At 62.2% G+C, this 19,316-nt stretch carries 16 protein-coding genes and 1 riboswitch; of the genes, 6 read left to right on the top strand and 10 right to left on the bottom strand.

Annotation, left to right across the window (positions count from 1 at the left end; translation table 11 throughout):
• Positions 1–4: 4 nt before the first annotated feature.
• From SM130_RS16590 to SM130_RS16615, 6 genes are all read right to left on the bottom strand, one after another.
• On the bottom strand, positions 5–2,128 hold the full coding sequence (locus SM130_RS16590) for a two-component system response regulator (protein WP_102824964.1): 2,124 nt from the start codon (positions 2,126–2,128) through the stop codon (positions 5–7).
• A 123-nt stretch (positions 2,129–2,251) separates the two neighbouring features.
• Entirely contained in the window at positions 2,252–5,971 is a 3,720-nt protein-coding gene (locus tag SM130_RS16595; protein WP_102824963.1) for a CHASE domain-containing protein, read from the bottom strand.
• A gap of 149 nt (positions 5,972–6,120) precedes the next feature.
• On the bottom strand, positions 6,121–6,774 hold the full coding sequence (locus SM130_RS16600; protein WP_102824962.1) for an OmpA family protein: 654 nt from the start codon (positions 6,772–6,774) through the stop codon (positions 6,121–6,123).
• A 138-nt stretch (positions 6,775–6,912) separates the two neighbouring features.
• Positions 6,913–7,557: an MBL fold metallo-hydrolase gene (locus tag SM130_RS16605; RefSeq protein ID WP_102824961.1), complete on the bottom strand. Its 645-nt coding sequence runs from the start codon at positions 7,555–7,557 to the stop codon at positions 6,913–6,915.
• Positions 7,558–7,758: 201 nt separating this feature from the next.
• Positions 7,759–9,444 carry a fatty acid--CoA ligase gene (locus tag SM130_RS16610; protein ID WP_102824960.1) on the bottom strand — a complete coding sequence of 562 codons (1,686 nt, stop codon included), beginning with the start codon at positions 9,442–9,444 and terminating at the stop codon, positions 7,759–7,761.
• Positions 9,445–9,549: 105 nt separating this feature from the next.
• A complete protein-coding gene (locus SM130_RS16615; protein WP_102824959.1) occupies positions 9,550–10,179 on the bottom strand; it encodes a LysE family translocator in 630 nt (209 codons plus the stop codon).
• Between the two features lie 69 nt (positions 10,180–10,248).
• On the opposite strand from SM130_RS16615, the gene SM130_RS16620 reads away from it, so the two are divergent.
• From SM130_RS16620 to SM130_RS16635, 4 genes are all read left to right on the top strand, one after another.
• The gene (locus tag SM130_RS16620) at positions 10,249–11,208 is read left to right on the top strand and encodes a 2-hydroxyacid dehydrogenase (protein WP_102825412.1); all 960 of its coding nucleotides are present in this window, start codon (positions 10,249–10,251) and stop codon (positions 11,206–11,208) included.
• Between the two features lie 92 nt (positions 11,209–11,300).
• Entirely contained in the window at positions 11,301–12,299 is a 999-nt protein-coding gene (locus tag SM130_RS16625; protein WP_102824958.1) for a class I SAM-dependent methyltransferase, read from the top strand.
• A gap of 54 nt (positions 12,300–12,353) precedes the next feature.
• Positions 12,354–12,470: riboswitch (yybP-ykoY riboswitch) on the top strand.
• Between the two features lie 90 nt (positions 12,471–12,560).
• Positions 12,561–13,148 carry a TMEM165/GDT1 family protein gene (locus SM130_RS16630; protein WP_102824957.1) on the top strand — a complete coding sequence of 196 codons (588 nt, stop codon included), beginning with the start codon at positions 12,561–12,563 and terminating at the stop codon, positions 13,146–13,148.
• Between the two features lie 85 nt (positions 13,149–13,233).
• Entirely contained in the window at positions 13,234–13,677 is a 444-nt protein-coding gene (locus SM130_RS16635) for an ester cyclase (protein WP_102824956.1), read from the top strand.
• 22 nt (positions 13,678–13,699) lie between these two features.
• On the opposite strand, the gene SM130_RS16640 is transcribed toward SM130_RS16635, so the two are convergent.
• A complete protein-coding gene (locus SM130_RS16640; protein ID WP_102824955.1) occupies positions 13,700–14,518 on the bottom strand; it encodes a M48 family metallopeptidase in 819 nt (272 codons plus the stop codon).
• A gap of 130 nt (positions 14,519–14,648) precedes the next feature.
• Here SM130_RS16640 and SM130_RS16645 point away from each other — a divergent pair, with 130 nt between their 5' ends.
• Positions 14,649–16,778 carry a methyl-accepting chemotaxis protein gene (locus SM130_RS16645; protein ID WP_102824954.1) on the top strand — a complete coding sequence of 710 codons (2,130 nt, stop codon included), beginning with the start codon at positions 14,649–14,651 and terminating at the stop codon, positions 16,776–16,778.
• Positions 16,779–16,808: 30 nt separating this feature from the next.
• Here the strand turns inward: SM130_RS16645 and SM130_RS16650 are convergent, their stop codons facing one another.
• Genes SM130_RS16650 through SM130_RS16660 form a run of 3 tightly spaced genes read right to left on the bottom strand, consistent with a single transcriptional unit; the run spans position 16,809 to position 17,881 of the window.
• Positions 16,809–17,426: an SOS response-associated peptidase gene (locus SM130_RS16650; RefSeq protein ID WP_102824953.1), complete on the bottom strand. Its 618-nt coding sequence runs from the start codon at positions 17,424–17,426 to the stop codon at positions 16,809–16,811.
• A 12-nt stretch (positions 17,427–17,438) separates the two neighbouring features.
• Positions 17,439–17,699: a DUF2007 domain-containing protein gene (locus SM130_RS16655; RefSeq protein ID WP_102825411.1), complete on the bottom strand. Its 261-nt coding sequence runs from the start codon at positions 17,697–17,699 to the stop codon at positions 17,439–17,441.
• Positions 17,699–17,881, bottom strand: coding sequence for a CPXCG motif-containing cysteine-rich protein (locus SM130_RS16660; protein WP_102824952.1), 183 nt, complete (start codon positions 17,879–17,881; stop codon positions 17,699–17,701). Before SM130_RS16660 ends, SM130_RS16655 begins: the two co-directional genes overlap by 1 nt.
• 243 nt (positions 17,882–18,124) lie before the next feature.
• Here SM130_RS16660 and SM130_RS16665 point away from each other — a divergent pair, with 243 nt between their 5' ends.
• A complete protein-coding gene (locus SM130_RS16665) occupies positions 18,125–19,291 on the top strand; it encodes a 1-acyl-sn-glycerol-3-phosphate acyltransferase (RefSeq protein ID WP_102824951.1) in 1,167 nt (388 codons plus the stop codon).
• Positions 19,292–19,316 lie beyond the last annotated feature (25 nt).

Here is a 19,316-nt window from a genome sequence, read left to right on the forward strand (position 1 = left end):
GCGCTCAGAGCGAATCCCAGGTGATCTGAGTAGGAAACGCGCGGGCCTGCTCGGCGGTTACCGCTGGCGAGACAAGGAACCCCTGCATGACATCGCAGCCGTTCTGCACCAGCCAATCGCGCTGAGCCGAGGTTTCCACCCCTTCGGCTACCACCTCCAGATTGAGGTTGCGACCCAGATCGATGATGGTGCTGACGACCGCTGCATCACGCGGGTAATCCATCATGTTGGCGATGAACAATCGGTCGATCTTCAGCGTATCCAGCTCGAAATGCCGCAGATAGGCCAGCGATGAGTAGCCTGTGCCGAAGTCATCGATGGCCACTCGCACGCCGAGCTTGCGCAGCTGACGAAGCTTTTCGCAGCTCTGCTCAAGGTCCTGCATCAGCGTACCCTCGGTGACTTCCAGCTCCAGCTGCGCCGGGTTGATCTGATATTCATCGAGCAATCGACGGAGCGAATCGAACAGGCCGGCGCGGCTGAACTGCACGGGGCTGACGTTCAGGCTGAGAATCAGGTCGCTGCCGAATGAAGGCAGCCATTGGCAATACTGGTTCATTCCTTCGCGCAGGACCCAGTCGCCAACCCGCTCGATCAGCCGGGTTTCCTCCAGCAATGGGATGAAGTTATTAGGCTGGTTCTCACCGGCCTCGCCCTGCGGCCAGCGCAGCAACCCCTCGAACCCCCTGAGCCTGCCGGTCGCAAGCATGATCTGCGGCTGATAGAGCAGCTCGAAATCATTGCGATCAGTGGCGCTGCGCAGGTTCTCCTCCATCATCAGCCGTGCATGTGCCCGCTCGTTCATGTCGCTGGAGAAGAAGCGATACTGACGCCGCCCCGCCCGCTTGGCCTCATACATGGCCATGTCCGCCGAGCGCAGCAGCTGATCGACACTGACGCCACAGTCGGGAAAATGCGCGATGCCGATACTCGCACCGAGTGTCACTTCGGTACCGTCGATCTTGTGCCGTACCGATATCAGCTCGATCAGCTTCTCCGCCACCCGCGCCGCGTCTTCGGGGTGGTCCAGAGAATCGAGCAGTGCCGTGAATTCGTCACCGCCCATGCGCGCAATGATGTCGTAGGGGCGCATGCAGGTTTCCAGCAGGCGCGCGACCTTACACAGAATCTCATCACCCGCATCGTGCCCGAGGGAATCGTTGATGCGTTTGAAACCGTCCAGGTCGATATAGAGGATCGCCATGCGCTTGCCGTTGCGATCGACACGCGCCAGCGACGATTCCAGCGCCTGATGGAAACCACGGCGGTTCAGCAGGCCGGTCAGCGAGTCGGTGACCGCCTGTGTCTCCAGTTGCACGTGCAGGTTGCGCACCACCGACATGTCCAGAGCGATCACCACCATGGAGCGCTGCTGGCGAGGCAACGGCGAACTGGACAATGCCACCGGCAACGGCGTGCCGGTGGCGGTATGCAGCTGCGCCTCGTGCAGGCGATAGGTCGAGCCGCTGCGCCAGTAGCGATAGAAGTCCGACTCGTGCCAATTGGCCGGCATGTCCGGCGCGGCGAGATGCGACAGCAGCGGCGTGCCCTGCAGGTCCTCGACCCGGGTATGCAACATGCCGGCGATCGCCGGATTGGCGAAGCTGATGTAGCCATCCTCGGCGACCACCAGAATGCCCTCGGCCGCATTGCTTAGCACCGAGGCGTTGAACGCACGAGCGCTGTCCAATTGCTGGGTGAGCAATTGCAGGTCGCGGCGATTGTGCTCATGGGCGAGCAAAGTATTGATCTTGTGCTTAAGCACCTGAGGGTCGAACGGCTTGAGGATAAAGTCCACCGCCCCAGTGGCGTAGCCTCGCAGCACCGAATCGCGGGTATGGGCGATCGCCGAAACGAAGATAATCGGCGTATAGCGCGTATGCGGGCTGCCGCGCATCAACCGTGCAACCTCGAAACCATCCATGCCGGGCATCTGAACGTCCAGCAGCACGAGTTCCACGTCCAGCTCCAGCAGCGCCTTGAGCGCGGCTTCGCCTGAGTTGACCGTATGCACCTGCCAGTCGCCGTCACCCAGCAACGCCTCCATCGCCACCAGATTGGCTTCGCGATCATCCACCACCAGCAGCGTACGGCTACGCGGCTTGGCCTTGAGCTGCGTTTGCGTCATCGCCGATCTCCAAGCCAATCATTGCCCAGCTGCCGGCAATCGGCGCCTCCCGGTGCAGGCACACACCACGCGAACCGATTGATCATTACTTCATCACCGCAATGTTCACCACGCACTAGCCACTCACTCCTCTTGCGCATCAGCCGCACCCGTGCCGAGGCCCAGCCAGTGCTTTAACAGCGCCAGCAACGCCGCCGCTTCCACCGGTTTGGCCAATACATCGTCCGCGCCTGCAGCGACGCAGCGTTCCCGCACCTCGCCATCGGCCGCAACCACTAACGCAATGATTGGCACCTGGCAGTCATGCCCCTGCTTAAGCCGCTGAGCCAAATCAGGACCATCCGCCCCCAGCTGGTTCATGTCCAGCAGTACCAGATCGAAGGCATCCTCCTCGAAACGCTCGATGGCCTCGTCGGCATTGGTGGTCGGAACGACCTGCAGGCCCAACTCGTCGAGTTGGGCGGTAAGCGTGTAGATCAGCCGTACGTCCTCATCGACCAGCAGCACTCGCTGGCCAGGCTTGGCCAGCTGCAACGAAGCAGCCGGACTCGGCGACGTCCCGGCAGGTCCGGGCCGCAGCAAGGTTCCCATGCGTTCCACATCTTCCTCCTTGGAAAGGGCCACAGCCGAATACCGGCGTAGCCGTTGCAGTTCGGCCTCGGTCAGCGGCTCTCGGCTGTTCAGCAGCACCGTAACGCCGCGTAGCGATCGCAATCGTTCAAGGGCATCGAGCAAATCGAGCCCGCTGCCATCCTGCAGTTCGTGGTCGATCACCAGTACCGGAAACGGCTGCTCCGCATAGGCCAGGCTGGCGGCCTCGCCCGTCGCGGCAAGCGTGACGCTATAGCCGAGCCGCTCGAAGTAATCTCGGATCAGCACGCGTCGCCGCGGATCCGTTTCCACCAGCAGTAGACGCAGCGGGTTGTGGTCATGGCGTGCCAGCTCGATGAAGATGCGCTCCAACTCGGCCTGCGCCACCGGCTTGACCAGATAACGCGAACCGTCGTCGTGCCAGTCATGCGGTTGTGGCACACAAGAAATGATCAGCACCGGCATACCCTGGTGGCGTTCGTCGCCACGCAACTCACGATGCAGCTGCCAGCCGCTGATATCCGGCAGCAGAATATCCAGGATCACGGCGGCAAAATGCTCACGCCGCAACGCCTCGAGCCCCTGCTCGCCGGTACTGCAGATCAGGCTGGTGAAGCCATGACTCTCTCCGACCTCGGCCACCACCGAGGCGAAGTCCGCATCGTCCTCGATGATCAGCAGGCCCGGCCCGCGACCTCTTCGATGCGGCTGCGGCGGCAGCAGCGACTGCGCTGGCTCGCCCGATACCGTTGCAACCGGCAACACAACGGTAAACGTCGCACCCTGCCCCAATTCGCTATCCACGCTCACCTGACCGCCCAGCACCTCCACCAATTGACGGGTGATCGCCAGCCCCAGCCCAGTCCCACCGTAGTGCCGACTGATAGAACCATCGATCTGCTGGAAGGCCTGGAATATCCGTTCGTGCTGATCCTTGGCGATGCCAATACCGCTGTCGCGCACCTGCAGCTGCAGCGTCTGGCCGGCCCCTTCCTCGACGGGCGGATAACTCACGATCAGCTCAACCTGTCCTTTCTCAGTGAACTTCAGCGCATTGGTGAGTAAGTTGCTGAGAATCTGTTGCAGACGCGCCCGATCCGAGCTGAGCACCAGCGGCACGTTCACCTCGACATTGATCGTCAACGCCAACCCATTCTTCTCGGCCATCGGCCTGAGCGAGGCATCCAGCTCTGTCAGAAGCTCGCGCAGATTCAACGGTTCCAGCTTGAGCTGCATACGGCCAGACTCGATCTTGGCCAGATCCAGCACGTCGTTGATCAGCTCCAGCAATTCATGGCCTGCGCGATGAATGATGTCGGCGTGCCGAACCTGCTTGTCGTTGAGGTTGCCCGCTCCGTTCTGCCGCAGCTGATCACTGAGAATCAGAATGCTGTTGAGCGGGGTGCGTAGCTCATGAGACATGTTGGCGAGAAATTCCGACTTGTAGCGATTGGCGACGGCGAGCTGATCGGCCTGCTCGCGCAAACGCCGCTCCGCGGCCTTGCGATGGCTGATATCAATGATCACTGCCTGCACCAGGTGCTCGTCGCCACTACGCAAGGGCGACAGGCCGATCTCCACCGGCAGCGCGCTGCCATCGCGGTGCCGGCCAAACAGTTCTCGATTGCTGCCCATACGTCGCGGCTCGGGATGCTCGGCGTAACCCTGACGCAGGCCGCGATGGGCTTCACGCAGCGCCTCGGGCAGCAATATCTCAACCGGTTGTCCGAGCAGCTCCTGTCGGCTGTAGCCGAACAGCAGCTCGGTCTGGCGGTTGACGATCACGATGTCACCGTTGAAATCCACCAGAACGAATGCGTTGGGCGACGCCTCGACGACATTTCGAAAGCGTTCCTCGTCGCGCTTGCGCGCCTGCAAGTCGAGCAGGTTCAGCACGTAGTACAGCGTATCGTCGTGGCTGAAACTGGTCAGGCTGACCGCCACCGGTGTCGGCCGGCCGTCCTCTCGCTGAGCCTGCAATTCGAGCTGGCTGGTCTCGCGCAGCTGCCTGAGGACTTGTTCACCGAGCACCCCCGGCACGTAGCGGCTCACCCGTTCTCCGGCCAGCATATCCGGGCTGCTGCCCAACAGCTGTCCGGCACTCTGGTTGGCCAGCTCGATGCGCCCGCCGGAATTGCATAGCACGGTCGCCACAGGCAGCTGCTCGATCAACTGGCGAAAGCGCGCCTCTCGCTCCTGTAGCTGCAGGCTGAGTGCCTGGCTATTACGTAGTGCGCGCTCACGCAGGTAGAGATAGCCGCCTATCAACAGGGAGAATAAAGCCGCAGCGGTAAGCGCAGCCGCGAGGCTGAATGCTCGGTTATTGTCACGCAGAACGGCCTCGTATTCCGGCGTGCTCGCGACCTGGAGCTGCCAGCTGCGACCGTACATGTAGATATTGCGTATGCGCTGAAACTTGGCGTCGACGCTGACCGGCGCACGCCCAGCCAACAACGGCGAGTCCGGACTGGCAGCGTCGAAGAGCTGCAGCTGTAGCATCCGACTTCGAGAACCGAGGATGCCTTCCATCAGGTCGGTCAGGCGAAAGGCACCGTGCAGCGTTCCGACGAAGGCGCGCTGGCGCTCTTCCTCGGTGGTTACCGGGGCTGCCGCAGCATAGAAAGGAAAGAACAGCAGTACGCCGACCTGAACGTTTTGCTCGGTCTCCTGCTTGAGTCGCAGTGGACCGGTGAGCACTGGATTACCGCTGTCACGCGCACTGATGATTGCCTCACGGCGGGTTTCCTCGCTGAACAGGTCAAAACCGAGCACCCGCCGATTTCGCCAATCAGTCGGGTGTATGTAGTCGGTCACAACGTACTCTTCCCGCTCCCCCAGCGGGTACATGCGAAAGCGTTCGCGCCCCGCACTGCGAATCTGGTTGATCATGCCGGTCAGGGTTTCGGGAGTCGCATGGCGTGCTAGCGCAACGGCCTGGATGCCTGGATAGAAGTCTTGCAGCTGCAACTGGTCAGCGGCTCGCGCCCAATCGTCTACCTTGACCTCGTCGCTACCCGCGACGACGCCGGCAAGCCCACGCAGCACCATTTCATAGGCACGCATCCGCTCTCGAAGGGTGTGTTCGATATCATCGACGGCGAAGGTAAAGCGCTGCTCCTGCTCGACCTTACTGCGCTGCTCCTGGACGTGCCATTGCCAGCCAATCCATCCACCAAGCCCCGCCATAAGGGCCAGCGCGACCAATAATGGCAACCAGGACCTGCGGGAATGGAGAGCGGGACGATCATCCATTCGACCTCCTCTGTGCCACTACTGGCGTGCTATCGAATTCAGATTCGAATAGTGCAGAGAGGTTCCATGGGAGGCAGCAGAAACGAATTAATGACGTCGGTATTTCGACAGTTGCAGGGCCATTGCAGCCCTGCAACCTATTTTCGCGATTACAACGGACGCAGATTGATCTCGACGCGACGGTTTTGCGCGCGGCCAGACGTGGTGTCGTTGCTGGCGATCGGTTGGCTAGGGCCCGCGCCGTACGAGGAAATCCGGGCAGGAGCTACGCCGTTGGAAGCCAGGTAAGAGGCCACGCTCTGCGCGCGACGGTTGGACAGATCCTGGTTCAGCTGCAGCGATCCGGTGCTATCGGTATGGCCAACGATATCCACGCCGTTCTTGTTGAACTCCTTGAACACCTGCACCAGGGAATTCAGCGTCGGGTAGAAGCTGCTGGAGATATCTGCCGAGTTGCTGGCAAAGGTGATATTGCCGGGCATGATCAGCGTCAGGTTGTCACCGTTGCGCTGCACCTGAACGCCAGTGCCTTGCAGGGTCTGGCGCAGCTTGGCTTCCTGAGTGTCGACGTAATAGCCATAGCCGCCGCCAGCAGCACCGCCAACCGCAGCACCGATCAACGCGCCCTTGGTGCGATCCTTCTTGCTCGACGTTGCAGCGCCGATGACCGCCCCACTGACGGCACCAATACCGCCATAAACACCCGCTTTACCAGCCTGCTGCTCGCCGGTATACGGATTGGTGGTGCAACCGACCAGCAGGGCGACGCCCGCAGCCAGAGCGGTCATGTTCAGCATTTTCATAGTTACTTCCTTTTCTCGTCAGTTACCAGGGCAGACCCTAGCCCTTGCGAGCGCAGCCCTGAATGCGGCGCAAGATTACCATCGACCACCACGCAGGGTAGGAACGGTGCAACAGATCCCGTCCAACGGCGCGGCAAATCAGGCGCGCACGAACGGATTATCACGCATTTCGTCACCCAGCCGGGTGTCCGGGCCATGGCCAGTGACCACGGTGGCATCTTCGTCGAGTGAATAGAGCCGCTGCTTGATGGAACGCTCGATGCTGGCGTAGTCGCCGCCCCACAGATCCGTGCGCCCGATTCCGCGACGGAACAAGGTATCGCCGGCGATCAGCAGTTTGGCATCGGCGAACCAGAAGCTCATCGAGCCGGGAGTATGCCCCGGTGTGTGCAACGCCACACCGCAGCCACAAGCGAGCTCTTCATCATCGGCGAGCCATTGATCCGGGGCGGGGACCGGCGCGTAAGGCACGCCAAACATGCGGCACTGCATTTCAAGGTTGTCCCAGAGGAACTGATCGGCCTTGTGCAGATGGAGCGTGGCGCCAGTCTTCTCCTTCATCGCCCCAGAGGCCAAGAAGTGATCCAGATGCGCATGGGTATGGATGATGCTGACCACTTTCAGGCCTTTGGCATCCAGTCGCGCCATGATCAGTTCAGGATCACCGCCCGGATCGACCACGATGGCCTTCTTGCTCACGGGGTCGCCAATGATCGTACAGTTGCACTGCAAAGGCCCGACGGGAAAGGTTTCGCGGATCAGCAGCGAGGGAATGACGGCCATGAGGTCCTCTGTTTCGGCAGTGTCTTGCTGCGCCAACGCGCAGCGGTTGCCGATTGTGACATTGGCTGATGACCTATGGCTGATCCGATGTGGTCCGGATTTACGCCCAGCGCGAGCTGGAACTGCTCGGGCCAGCGGCAAACACTGGACACCCGGCGGAGCCACCTACGGCCCGCCGAGCGCTGGAGCAGTGAGAGCCGCTCAGCTGGTCGAGGTCTGCTGGGTATCGCCTTCGTCCTGCCAACGGGCGATCTCGCTACGGATGCGCTTCTTGTCCAGCTTGCCAACGCTGGTCTTGGGGATTTCCGAAACCACGGCGATCTGCTGCGGGATCGCCCATTTGTTGAGATGCCCTTCCGCCACCGCCGGCTCGAGGAAGGTCCGTAGCTGGTCGGCGTTCAGCTCGCAACCCTCGGCCAGCACCACCAGGGCTAACGGCCGCTCGCCCCAGCGCTCGTCCGGCACACCGACAACCGCTACGTCGCGCACCGCCTCGTGACGGCTGATCAATCCTTCGAGGGTCAACGACGACAACCATTCACCACCGGTCTTGATAACGTCTTTGATGCGGTCGCGGATCTCGATATTGGCCATCTCGTCGATCACCGCGACGTCGCCTGTGTGCAGCCAACCGCCGGCCCACAGCTCTTCGCTTTTCTCCGGCTCGTTGTAATAGCCCTGGGTCAGCCAGGGCGCACGCAATACCAGTTCGCCCTGTGACGTACCGTCTGCCGGGAGAAAGCTGCCATCAGCGGCCTGGATGGCCGCATCTACCAGTACCACCGGGACGCCGGCCTTGAGATGGAATGTGCTGCGGGTGTCCTCGTCGGCCTCCAGCAACTCGTCGTTGATGTGGGCACCGGAGATCAGCGGGCAAGTCTCAGACATGCCATAAGCGGCGATCAGGTTCATGCCGGAGGCCTTGGCCTGATCGTACAGTCCGCGGGTCAGAGCACTGCCGCCGATGGTGATCTTCCAGCCATTGAAATCCGTACCTTGCGCCGCCTTGGCGTTGAGCAGCATCTGCACGATGGTCGGCACGCAATGGGAAAACGTCACCTGCTCACGCCGCCACAGATCGATCAGGTACTCAGGATCGTAACGCCCTGGATAAACCTGCTTGAGCCCGAGCATGGTGGCGACGTAAGGCAGGCCCCAGGCGTGCACATGGAACATTGGCGTAATCGGCATATAGACGTCGCCCGAGCCCATCAGCTGCGGATTTTCCCGGCAACCGACGGTGACGGCCGCCGCCAGGGTGTGCAGCACCAGCTGGCGATGGGTGAAGTACACGCCCTTGGGGTTGCCGGTCGTACCGGTGGTGTAGAACGTCGTGGCGACCGAGTCCTCGTCGAAATCGGGAAAGTCATAGCTCGGGGCGGCCGCGGCCAGCAGGCTTTCGTATTCCCCAATGCAATCTGGCAGGCCGACATCGTGTTCGGCGCCATCGGTGAGCAGCAGCGTCTTCTGCACAGTGGTCAGCTGGCCGGCGATCGCCTGGTACAGCGGCACGAACTCGCTATTGACCAGCACAAAGCGGTCGTCGGCGTGGTTCATCGTGTAGAGGATCTGATCCGGCGAGAGCCGCACGTTAATGGTGTGCACCACAGCGCCAATCATCGGAATGGCGAACATGCATTCGAGATAGCGATGGCTGTCCCAATCCATCACCGCCACGGTATCGCCCGCCTTGACGCCAGCATCGATCAGCACGTTGGCCAACCGGGCCACACGCTGGTTGAGGGTGCGGTAGTCGTAACGCAGCTGGTCGCGGTAGACGATTTCGCGATTGCGCTCGTAGCGCACACCGGACAACAGCAGGCGCTTGATCAGCAGAGGATACTGATAGGCGTTTGCCGCGGGCTTGATCACACGGGTCTGCAGCATGGGGCCATCCTGTTCTTGTTGGAGTTGTAAGCTGCACTCTAGAGCGTCCGACTCCATGCAAAATCAGTCCAAAGGATTATTTTCCCCCGTGGCTCGTTACAGGCTTTAACCGATCTCGCTCACCGCCAGACGCACACCGAGGCCGATCAGCACCGCGCCGGTCAACCGATCAAACCAATGGCCCATCCGCGCAAAGCCAGCGCGCACGCGGCCTCGGCTGAACAACCAAGCCACCAGCAGGAACCACAGCGCGGTGGCGCCGGCGAGATAGACGCCGTAGCCGGCCTGCACCAGCAGCGGTGTATCGGGGCTGATCACGACGGTGAATAGCGAAAGGAAGAACAGCGTGGCCTTGGGATTCAGGCCATTGGTGACGAAACCGACAACAAACGCCTGCCACGCCGAACGTTGCGCACGCGCATTCTCCTCACCCGTCACATCTAGGCTCATGGGCCGCGCTCGCAGCGCCCGCCAGCCGAGATAGAGCAGATAGCCGGCCGCCAGCCACTTGAATAGGTTGAACAGCACAATCGACTGCGAGACGATCAGGCCAATGCCGAGCAGGGAATAGGCGACATGGACGAATATCCCGCAGCCGACACCCAAGGCAGTCCAGCTTCCGACACGTCGGCCTTGGGTCACGCTTTCGCGCACCACCACCGCAAAATCCGGTCCGGGGCTCGCCACTGCGAGTAGATGCACCAGCGCCACGGTCATAAATTCCATCCAATACACAATCCGCTCTCCTCATTACGCCGGGCCACATTGTCGGCCAGCTCCAGCTTCTTCGAAAAGGTACAGTTGATGCCCAATCGCGCCGTTTTTCTCGACCTCTCTCCCCTCGAACAAGGCGATCTCGACCTCGACCCATTGCGGAACGCTTTCAGCGAACTCGTCTGCCATGAGCAAAGCACAACCGACCAGATCGTCGAGCGCTTGCAGGGCGCCAAGGTCGCAATCGTCAACAAGGTCTCCCTCACGGCCGAAACCCTGGCCGCCTGCCCCGAGCTGAAGCTCATCCTGGTCTCGGCCACCGGTGTCAACAACATCGACCTGCAGGCCGCTCGCGAGCGAGGCATCGTGGTCAGCAACTGCCAGGCCTACGGCACACCCACCGTCGCCCAGCACACATTGATGCTGCTGCTGGCGCTGGCTACGCGATTACCCGATTACCAGGCCGCCGTCGCCCGTGGGCGCTGGCAGGAAAGCGGACAGTTCTGCCTGCTGGACTTTCCCATCGTCGAGCTGGAGGGCAAGACCCTCGGCCTGCTCGGCCACGGCGAACTCGGCAGCGCCGTAGCCAGGCTGGCGGAAGCATTCGGCATGCGCGTGCTGGTCGGCAATCTGCCGGGCCGGCCGAAGCGCCCGGAGCGTCTGGACCTGGACGACCTGCTGCCACAGGTGGACGCGCTCACGCTGCATTGCCCACTGACGGAGCAGACGCGCAACCTCATTGGCGAGCGCGAGCTGCAGCTGATGAAACCAACCGCCTTTCTGATCAACGCCGCGCGGGGCGGTCTGGTCGACGAACAGGCATTGGCCGATGCCCTGCGCCGCGGTCACCTGGGTGGTGCTGCCACTGACGTGCTGACCAGCGAGCCGCCACGGGACGATAACCCCCTGCTGGCGCCTGATCTGCCGCGGCTGATCATCACCCCGCACAGCGCCTGGGGCAGCCGCGAAGCGCGTCAGCGCATCGTTGTCCAGCTGGCCGAGAATGCCACGGCCTTCTTTGCCGGCGCCCCGCTGCGCCAGGTCAACTGAGCGAAGCGACTCAGGGCAGCCATGCCGCTGCCCTGAGCTTGCGAGCAGAGGTCCAGGGCCCTAAGCTCGCCGACTTTTTCAGGGAGACGCTCATGGACCCTCGAAGCGAAGTACTGCTGCGTCACGCCGAGCTGTTTCAAGGCCGGCTGCTGCTGGCCGGGCTGCCTGCTGACGACCTGCTGGGCCAGCTACAGGGCGCCGTCGGCTGGAGCTGGCATGCCGGCGATCAACAACTGCTGGATAAGCGCTTCAGCGGGCGCTGCAGCTTCGGCGTCGCCCCGCCGCGCGGCGATTTCGACGCCGCCGTGCTGTTCCTGCCGAAATCCCGCGAACTGACCGACTACCTACTGCAGGCGCTGGCTGCGCGTCTCGAAGGCCGCCCGCTGTATCTGGTCGGGGAAAAACGTGCAGGCGTCGAGCGTGCCGCGAAACAACTGAGCAGCCTCGGCCGAGCCCGCAAACTCGACAGCGCCCGCCACTGCCAGCTGTGGCAGGTCGAGATTGAAAAGGCGCCGGCCGCGCCGGAGCTCGATGCACTGGCTCACCATTTCACGCTGGAGCTGGAAGACGGACCGCTGCAGGTGATCAGCCTGCCAGGCGTATTCAGCCATGGTCGACTGGACGTCGGCAGCTCGCTGCTACTCGAGCACCTCGATAATCTACCCGGTGGCCGCGTACTCGATTTCGGCTGCGGCGCTGGCATTCTCGGTGCCACGCTCAAGCGCCGTTACCCGCAAAGCGAGCTGGTGCTGCTGGACGTCGACGCCTTTGCCGTCGAAAGCAGTCGCCGGACGCTTGCCGCCAATGGGCTCGAAGGCGAAGTGATTGCTGGCGATGGCATCGACGCCGCACCACGCCAGTTGGCGGCAATTGTCAGCAACCCACCATTCCACCAAGGCGTGCACACCCACTACCAGGCAAGCGAGACGCTAATCGAGCGAGCCGCCGAACACCTGCTGAGCGGTGGCGAGCTACGTTTGGTAGCCAACGCGTTTCTCCGCTATCCGCCTCTGATCGAGCAACACCTCGGCGCCTGCCAGAGCATCGTCGAGCGCAACGGATTTCGTATCTACCGCGCCGTGCGTCCTTGAGGCGTGCGACCGGCGGTTGCACCAGCCGGCCGGTTGCGGCAAACTCGCCGCCGTCCTTGGGGGAGTAGTCTCCGACGAGCGCCCTGCTCGTCCGGCATGCGTCAACATACTTGGTCCGCAGACCATGGCGCATGCGACCGGCCAGCGCGTAACGATACGCCAGGCCAGGTTTGACAAGACCCATGACATGTACACCTGACCCGGGCGGGCAGGCTGCGCATGTCATGGTGAATCTGTCGACCCGCCCTAAAGGAATGCCGCTTGGAATCGTTTTTCGTCCCTACCCTGATCGTTGCTCTCGCGGAAATTGGCGATAAGACGCAGCTGCTCGCACTGCTGCTGGCGGCGCGCTATCGCCGGCCGTGGCCGATCATCTGGGGTATCGTCGTCGCAACCCTGGCCAACCATGCCGCTGCCGGCGCGCTTGGCAGCTGGGTCTCGAGCATGGTCTCGCCGGTGGTACTGAGCTGGGTGCTGGCCGCGAGTTTCGCCGCGGTCGCGCTGTGGACACTGGTGCCGGACAAACTGGATGACGACGATGCCAAGCTGGGTCGCGGGTATGGACCCTTCGTTGCCACCACCGTCGCCTTCTTCATTGCCGAAATGGGTGACAAGACCCAGGTCGCCACTGTGATGCTCGCTGCGCAGTATCCGGACTTCGTGCTGGTCATCCTCGGCACCACGGTCGGCATGCTGCTCGCCAACGTACCGGTCGTCCTGGCCAGCCATTTCGCGGCCGATCGGCTGCCGTTGACGCTGATCCGGCGTGTCGCAGCAGCCGGCTTCGCGATCCTGGCGCTTTACGCCGGTTATCAGGCGCTGACCATGAGCACTATTGTCTCAGGCTGATACGCAGCGCAAATCTGCGTATTCGGGGAGCTGATAGAGTGCGCTACCGCAGCGCACCATCAGCGCCCCGAGGAGAATAGGCTGCATGTCAGCGGATGGACGCAAGAAACGAGTCTGCAACCATATCGATCTGAGCTGGAACAAGGGCCGGCTGGCCCTCTCCGAACAGATGCAGAGCAAATACTTCGCCTACAAAGGCTCACTCATTGGCCAGCCGCTGAACAGCGCAGGCTTCGCCGAACTCGTGCGTAACGTGCGTGCGGCCATGCCGGATCTGGAAGTGGTGGTGGATGAGTGCATCTGCGAGGGACACAAAGTAGTCACCTCAAGCACCGTGATGGGCACGCTGGCCACACCGTTATTCGGCTACTCGATTACCGACAAGATTCTCGCGATTGCCGTGGTGAGTGTCTGGACCCTCAGCCCCGCCGGGGACATCGAGGAAATCCATACGCTCATCGACCTCGAGGGCGTGCATCAGCAACTGGGTATCGAAACACCTCTTTCAACGCTGCTGTCGCCGGCCTGAGCGGACGGCGACACGGCATTGCTCAGCGGCCGCTTCGGGCCTGCTCGTACAGCGGCATCACTTTCGGAATATTCGCCTTGAGCGCCGCAGTGCGGGTCGTGGACGACGGGTGCGTGCTCATGAACTCTGGCGGCGCCGAGCCACCTGCGCCGCCCATCTTTTCCCACAGCGTAATTGCAGCATTCGGGTTGTAACCGGCGCGTGCCGCCAGTTCCAGGCCGATCAGATCCGCCTCGTTCTCATTGCCACGGCTGTTGGGCAGGGTCATCAGATATTCGACGCCCATATTCGCCATTTGCAGGCCGCCTGTGCCTACGCCCATGGCCGAACCCAGCTGTGTGGCCATCTGCACGCCATAAGCCTTGGACATCGCCTCGCGCCCGTGCTCGCGTAGCGCGTGCGCAATCTCATGGCCCATCACCGCCGCGATTTCGTCGTCGGTCAGCTTCAGCTTCTCGATCAGCCCGGTGTAGAAAATGATCTTGCCGCCCGGGCCGCAGTTGGCGTTGAGCTCGGGGCTGTCGATGACGTTAACTTCCCAGGCCCATTGCGCCGCATCCGGACGGAACACCGGCACCTTGGCGATCAGCCGCTGGGCTATGCCGTTGATCCGCTTGGCGGTCGCGGTGTCTTTCTTCAGCACGCCCTGGCTCGCAGCCTTGCTGAGCGTTTCCTGATAGGACTGCGCATACATCTGGTTGACCTGGTCGGTCGACAGCATGCTGAACATGTACTGCTTGCGTTCGACACCCACGGCACCGCCGCTGGTGGTATTGACAGCCTGACAGCCCGCCAGCACGGCGGCAGCGATCAACATGGACAATCTATGCGGCTTGAACATCGAGTCTCTCCAGAAAACCTGCGCCGTATCCTAGAGCGGCCCCACCTGGCAGGCAACCAGCGGCTCCGCTGCAGTTGTCGCAAATTCGGCCGATAGCCTACTTATCCGCTACGCAACTGGAGTACTGCCCATGTTCCGATCCATTCAGACCGCCTTCGCGGCATTGGCCGGTGCCTGCACGTTAGCCGTGATCGCGGCGCTTCTGCTGTACGCGATGGTATCCGGCATGCGCAGCCAGGAGCTGGTCGAGGAGCGCACCCGCACGCTGATCGACGGCATGGTCGAACAACGCGTGACTGCGCTGGCTCAGGCTCAGGTCAGCCGTATCCAGGCACAATTGCAGGCACCTTTGCAGATCGCCACAGGGCTCGCCCGGGTGCATACCCTCACCGGTCTGACCGACGACGAGGGTATGCCGATGGCTAACCTGCGGCGCGAAGAACTGATCAATCTGGCGCGCCAAACGCTGGTCGAGAACCCCAATCTAACCAGCACTTACATCGCCTGGGAACCCAACGGCGTGGATGCCAACGACCTCATGTATCGAGGCGACGAGCCGGGCATGGTCAATGGCCGCTTCGCCAGCTGGATATACCGCGACGCTGACGGCAAATTGCTAGTCGAAAAGCTCACCGACATTGAGGACACCACTCTGCTGGAAACCGGAGTGCGTGCCGGCGAGTACTACCTGTGCCCGCGCGAGCAGCTCAAGCCCTGCGTCGGCGATCCCGCGCCGTACGAGATGAATGGCCAGAGCCAGCTGCTGTCCTCGTTCAACGCGCCGATCATCATTGATGGCAAGTTTCACGGCATCGTCGGTGCAGACATCAGCGTCGACTTCATGCAGCAATTGCTGACCTCCGCCAATAGCCAGCTTTACGGCGGCGTCGGGCAGATCGCGCTGATCTCCAACAACGGCCGCCTTGCTGCCTACAGTCGCGACCGGAACCTGCTCGGCAAACCTGCAGCACAGCTTCTCGACGCCGAAGAACAAGCACTGATCAAGCAGCTGCCGGCCGGCCAGAGCCACTACCGAATCGATCATGCTCGCGGGCGCGTTGCGCTGTTCCTGCCATTTTCATTCCCGGGCACCGACGCGCGCTGGGTGTTGATGCTCGAATTGCCAACCGCAGAGGTGATGAAGGAGCTGGACCAGTTGATGGTTGCGCTCACCGACGAAAGCCGCAGCAACATCGCCACCATGCTCTTCATCGGCATGCTCATTGCCTTCGCCGGCCTGCTCGCTATCTGGCTGATCAGCCGCCGCATCACCCGGCCGCTACGCGACATGGTGGTCATGCTGGACAACATCAGTCAGGGCGAAGGCGATCTCACCCAGCGGCTGAATATCGACAGCCGCAACGAGCTTGGCCAGATCGCTGCTGGTTTCAACGCCTTCCTGGCACGCCTGCAGGGCATGATCAGCGAGGTGGTCAGCTCGGTGCAGAAAGTCAGCGACGCATCCGAACACACCGCCGACATTGCCATCCGGACCGACAAGGGTGTGCAGACGCAGCTGGCGGAGATCGAACTGGTCGCCACTGCCGTGCATGAGATGACCGCAACAGCCCAGGACGTAGCGCGCAACGCGACCCAGGCGGCCGAAGCTGCCAACAATGCCGATCGCGCGGCCGATCAAGGCCGGCATATCGTCCAGGACACTGGCTCGACCATCACCGAACTGGCCGGAGAGATCGGCCGGGCCGTGGAAGTGGTGCAGACGCTCGCGCGGGACAGCGAAAATATCGGCGCCATTCTGGTCACCATCCGCAGCATCGCCGAGCAAACCAACCTGCTCGCCCTGAATGCCGCAATCGAGGCGGCCCGGGCCGGCGAGCAAGGCCGCGGTTTCGCAGTAGTGGCCGACGAAGTACGCAATCTGGCGCAGAAGACACAGCAGGCAACCGGCGAGATCCAGCAGATGATCCAGCAATTGCAAGGCGGCACGCGTGACGTCGTACAGGTGATGGAACAAAGCCAGAACCGTACGCGACGCAGTGTCGAACAGGCCGATGCTGCCGCCGAAGCTCTGCAGGCGATCACCCAGGCCGTCTCGCTGATCACCGATATGAACAATCAGATCGCCAGTGCCGCGGAGGAGCAGAGCGCGGTCGCCGAAGACATCAACCGCAACGTCACCAATATCGGCCAGGTCGCCCAACAGGTCGCCAGCGGTGCCGACGAAGCCAGCCAGGCCAGTGCCGGACTGACGCGCCTGGCGGAACAGCAGCGCCGGCTGATCAACCAGTTCAGGGTTTAATGGCCCAGGGCGCTCTGTCGATTTGCTCGATCAGGCCGGAGTCAGGCACTCCGGCCCGTCGAGACGCGGATCGTTCACCAGCGTCGCCAATGGACGTTCGCGCAACGCTGGCTGGGGCTGAGCCATCAGCGCCTGCAGTGTTTCGAGTGGCGTCTCGGGGTCGAGCCAGGCGGCCTGGCCGGCCTCATCGAGCATCAACGGCCGACGCAGCGCGGCAGCCGAAAGCGTTACCACCGCAGCGCTCAGGTATGTATGGCCCTGCACCGGATAGGCTTCCCAGAGCGCGGCCAGGTACATCAGCGAGCCTTCGCTGGTCATCCAGTACGGGCGCTTACGCGCCGTGCCGCGCCATTCATAAAAGCCGTTGGCCGGAAGCAGGCCACGACGCAGACGAAAAGCGTCGCGAAACATGGGCTGCTCGGTAATGGTTTCGGCACGTGCCTGGGCCGGCGTCCGAGTCAGATCGGTCATCCAGGCCGGCGTCAGCCCCCAGCGCACCCGATCGAGCTGCAACTGCGCATCGAGCTGGCGCAACAACAGCACCGACGTGCCAGGGGCGAGGCTCCAGTGCGGCTGCTGGTCAGAGGGAAAACCGGGCAAGGCCGCGAAGTCCTGGCTCCAACGAAAAAGGGCGTAGCGACCGCACATAAAAAAGACTCGTCAACAGATCAGTTCGCCGGGGTAACTCTCCGGTTCATCGCCCGGCAGCGGCTCGGCGCCATTGTACGCAGCGATCAGCTGACGCGCCCGCTCTGCATCCTCGTCCGGCACCATGAGCCCGAGCAACCCCGCCGCCGGCAGCTCACCCATTGCGCCAATCAGGTGGCTACCGGCGAGGAATGCCTCTATGCCCTCGGCGATCAACATGCCGTTGAGCATCTCGGCCTCAAGCAGGTCGCGCGGTTCGTATATACGCCGCATCATTCATCCTCCCTGAGGGTGTCCAGCTGCCACTGCTCCCCGTCCGTGCGCAGGTCGAATACCACCGGCCGGCAACACACCGTGCAGTCCTCGATGTACTGCTGATCCCCTGCGCTGAGATCGAGCACAGCCTCAACCGGCTCGCCGCAGTAAGGGCAATTGAAGACCTGTGTTTCGAGCATCAAACCTCCACGTGACTTGCCGCTATAATCGCCGTCTTTAAAGGTCGTTGTTTCAGACCTTTATCAAAAACACCGACTCGGCGTGCCTGTAACCGGGCATCCTGGGCCGCATGCAGGCTTCACAGGCGATCAGCCGAATCAACCGTTTACTCGATGAGTATGAGCCAGCCGGCTCCGGTCCGTTCCGCGAAATTGTCGTGCAGCTCACGCTCCGGCCCGTTCTTCGTTTCCTTTACAGAGAGCATGATGGACGAATTCGAAGCCATCCGACCTTACGCCGACGCCGAAGTACCGACGGTCATGGCGCGCCTGTTCGCTGATCGCGAGTTTCTCGACATTCTGGCGCACTTCCGCTTCCCGCGCCTGGCCGACAGCCTGGGCTGGCTGATCAAACCCGTCATCTCGCGCCGGCTGCGTCGCCAGTTCGCCAGTATCCACACGGTTGACGCGCTGCAACACAAGATCGAGGCGTACGTCGACCGCACCATCGAGCGCGCCACCGACGGCGTGACGTTTTCCGGACTGGAGCGCCTGCAACAGGGCCGGGCCTACCTGTTTCTGGCCAATCACCGCGACATCGTCATGGACCCGGCATTCGTCAACTACGCGGTGTACCAAGCCGGCATTCGGACTCCGCGCATCGCCATCGGCGATAACCTGCTGCAGCGCCCATTCGTCAGCGATCTGATGCGCCTGAACAAAAGCTTTATCGTGCGCCGCTCCGTCACCGGGCGGCGCGAGAAGCTGGCTGCTTATCAAGTGCTGTCGGCCTACATCAACCACTCGATCCGCAACGATGGCGAGTCGGTATGGATTGCGCAGGCCGAGGGCCGCGCCAAGGACGGTGACGACCGCACCGATTCGGCGATCCTCAAGATGCTGCACATGAGCCGCAAGGACGAGGCCTTCGCCGAAACGCTCGCGGCGTTGCGACCAGTGCCGGTCGCGATCAGCTACGAATACGATCCATGCGATCAGGCCAAGGCGCGCGAGCTGTACATTCGCGCCACCACCGGGACCTACAGCAAGGCCCCGGGTGAGGACGACGCCAGCATTGCGTTGGGCATCACCGGCTACAAGGGGCGTGTGCATATCGCCTTCTGCACGCCGATGGAGAGCGTCCCCGAGGATGCGAAGCAGATGGCAGTGACGGTGGACAGCCAGATTCTCGGCAGCTACCGGCTGTTTCCGGTGCACTACCTCGCCTATCGCTTGTGGGATGACCGGGACCCGGAAATCCAGGTGCCCAGCGCCGCCGAGCTATTCAGCCGTGAGGAAGTGGAGCGCGCTGAAGCGGAGTGGAGCAAGCGCCTGGCCGCCTGTCCGAGCGTGCAGCAGCCCTATCTGATTCAGCAGTACGCCACTCCGGTACGTAACCAGTACCGCCTGAACGCAGGGCTCGAACCCTGAAGGTGAAGGCCCACAGCACGTCGTG

The organism is Stutzerimonas stutzeri (assembly GCF_038561965.1).
In the GTDB taxonomy this organism is placed as follows: Bacteria; Pseudomonadota; Gammaproteobacteria; order Pseudomonadales; family Pseudomonadaceae; genus Stutzerimonas; species Stutzerimonas stutzeri_AA.

Excerpts from the sequence above, each read along its gene's own strand:
- SM130_RS16590 (WP_102824964.1), bottom strand. The coding sequence starts at position 2,128 with ATGACGCAAACGCAGCTCAAGGCCAAGCCGCGTAGCCGTACGCTGCTG.
- SM130_RS16595 (WP_102824963.1), bottom strand. The coding sequence starts at position 5,971 with ATGGATGATCGTCCCGCTCTCCATTCCCGCAGGTCCTGGTTGCCATTA.
- SM130_RS16600 (WP_102824962.1), bottom strand. The coding sequence starts at position 6,774 with ATGAAAATGCTGAACATGACCGCTCTGGCTGCGGGCGTCGCCCTGCTG.
- SM130_RS16605 (WP_102824961.1), bottom strand. The coding sequence starts at position 7,557 with ATGGCCGTCATTCCCTCGCTGCTGATCCGCGAAACCTTTCCCGTCGGG.
- SM130_RS16610 (WP_102824960.1), bottom strand. The coding sequence starts at position 9,444 with ATGCTGCAGACCCGTGTGATCAAGCCCGCGGCAAACGCCTATCAGTAT.
- SM130_RS16620 (WP_102825412.1), top strand. The coding sequence starts at position 10,249 with ATGCCCAATCGCGCCGTTTTTCTCGACCTCTCTCCCCTCGAACAAGGC.
- SM130_RS16625 (WP_102824958.1), top strand. The coding sequence starts at position 11,301 with ATGGACCCTCGAAGCGAAGTACTGCTGCGTCACGCCGAGCTGTTTCAA.
- SM130_RS16635 (WP_102824956.1), top strand. The coding sequence starts at position 13,234 with ATGTCAGCGGATGGACGCAAGAAACGAGTCTGCAACCATATCGATCTG.
- SM130_RS16640 (WP_102824955.1), bottom strand. The coding sequence starts at position 14,518 with ATGTTCAAGCCGCATAGATTGTCCATGTTGATCGCTGCCGCCGTGCTG.
- SM130_RS16645 (WP_102824954.1), top strand. The coding sequence starts at position 14,649 with ATGTTCCGATCCATTCAGACCGCCTTCGCGGCATTGGCCGGTGCCTGC.
- SM130_RS16650 (WP_102824953.1), bottom strand. The coding sequence starts at position 17,426 with ATGTGCGGTCGCTACGCCCTTTTTCGTTGGAGCCAGGACTTCGCGGCC.
- SM130_RS16655 (WP_102825411.1), bottom strand. The coding sequence starts at position 17,699 with ATGCGGCGTATATACGAACCGCGCGACCTGCTTGAGGCCGAGATGCTC.
- SM130_RS16660 (WP_102824952.1), bottom strand. The coding sequence starts at position 17,881 with ATGCTCGAAACACAGGTCTTCAATTGCCCTTACTGCGGCGAGCCGGTT.
- SM130_RS16665 (WP_102824951.1), top strand. The coding sequence starts at position 18,125 with ATGATGGACGAATTCGAAGCCATCCGACCTTACGCCGACGCCGAAGTA.